This window comes from Anaerosporobacter sp. (assembly GCF_965301125.1).
Window position 1 is genome coordinate 1 of record NZ_CBDLAM010000354.1, and the last position, 2,006, is coordinate 2,006.

The 2,006-nt window shown below is 31.0% G+C and carries 1 protein-coding gene; it reads right to left on the reverse strand.

Annotated elements, in window-relative coordinates; all coding sequences use genetic code 11:
* Positions 1-395: 395 nt before the first annotated feature.
* The coding region (locus ACW2QF_RS19870; RefSeq protein ID WP_455717751.1) for an ATP-binding cassette domain-containing protein at positions 396-2,006 on the reverse strand (1,611 nt) is incomplete at its 5' end.

Consider the following 2,006-nt stretch of genomic DNA (forward strand, 5'->3'; position numbering starts at 1 on the left):
TTCTAGTGTGGGAAGTTTGAATTAATAACTAAACACATAAGAATTACCAACAATATCTACCTGTACGTTTCCTGTATATTCTACACTCGTACTAAATCATAATTTGGTTTTATTTTACATTGTACTATACATTTTTTAACTATTTTTGTCAACAATAGTTTTTTATTCTTTACCTATTGTACCCCCTGGTATAAACTAGAGCCACAAAATATAGTCAGCATTTATTTTATCTACTCAAGAATCACTCAGATTCACTTTTACAATGAACTCTAAGATCAATCAGAAATATAAAGTATTGGGTCTCATATATTATCCTCGATTGTCCTGTTTCAGTTAGAAAAAATAATTGTGCTCTAACAAAATTATTTTGTTAGAGCACAATATCAGAAAACGAATTATAGTAACTTAATAAACTCTTCTAACTTTTCAGATAAACCTTTTGCACGGCTAAAATCAGTATTTTGTAGAGCTATTCCTATTTTCATTTCAACGTCTTTTTTCTTTTGTTCAATTTCTAAATAGTCTTTATCGAAATATTTAGTATAAATCATCTTTCTAAACTTACGTAAACTCATTTTTCTAATCGTCTTATCCTCAATTATTAAAACATAATCTGCACAGTTTACTATCGTGTAGAAATCATGAGAAATCATGAGTACAGCACCGTTATAATTTTTTATGGCGTTTTCAAGTGCTATTTGTGAATACGTGTCAAGATGACTTGTGGGTTCATCAAGAAGTAACATATTTGCCTTACTAGCAGAAACTTTAGCTAATTGAAGTATATTCTTTTCTCCACCAGACAAGGATTCAATCTTTTGATTAAGCATTTCTGACTCAAAACCATAGTTTAGAACATATTCTGCAATCTCTTGTTTTGTTTCAAATCCGGCATCTAAGAATTCTTCCAGTATTGTCTTAGACTCATCTAACATTTCTCCTTGAAGCTGAGATAGGAAAGCCACTTCAATATCTTCATTTATCTCAATTGCTTGATTATTGTTGCTATATATCTCTCGTAGTAAAGTCGTTTTACCGGTTCCATTAGAACCGATAAGGGCAACTTTATCGGTAGATTTTATCTCGAAGTTAGCATTTTCTATTAATACATCAGCAAAAGCAACGCTGTAGTTATTGACTTTTAATGCAATTGTTTCTTCGATTTCATTATCTGTTACTAACTTGATTTCTGGTTGTTTAATATCAACAAAAGGCGCTTTAATTCGACGAGCTTCTAATCTTTCCAGATGTTTTACTCTTGCATGTACTGCCCTTCCTCTTGCAGCATTCGTATGAATCGTTGCAGCTGATCTTAACTGCTCAACTATGCGTTCATTTCTTTCTATTTCCTCGGCATCAGCAACAGCTAGCTCTTGTAATTCAATTTTGTTTTGAAGTAGGAATAAGTTATAATCTATATACCTTCCGTTAAACTCTTGAAGTTCTTTGTTTTCAAGGTGTATTATTTTATTAAAACAATGATTTAATAGATATCTGTTATGAGTAATAATTAACATGATACCTTTATATGAATTAATTAGATTTTTAAGAGAATTTAGGTTTTCAAAATCTAAATACACATCAGGTTCATCCATAATTAATAAGCCTGGATTTGTTAGCATGACCTTAATTACCTGAAGAAGTTTGAATTCACCACCACTAAGTTTAGATATATGAAGATTTGCATGCTTACCTAGGTCAGCTAGATTTAGATTCTTCTCTATTTTGCTTTCGAAATTATCCCCGTCAATGGCTTGAAAAGCATCTAATGTTTCTTGGTACTTTTCCATTAAAGTATCAAAATCCGAAGCTGTTTCCATCTCAGCACAAATCGATGCTATTTTGTTTTGTAGATTAATAAATTCTTCCCCAAGGTAATCAAATACTGTTATTTCTTTCGTTTTGTCTACCCCAGTAAACTGACTTACATATCCAATTCTAACACTTGGGGCTATCTCTAATTTACCATCAAATATATATTTATCCTGATTCATAATCATATCAAT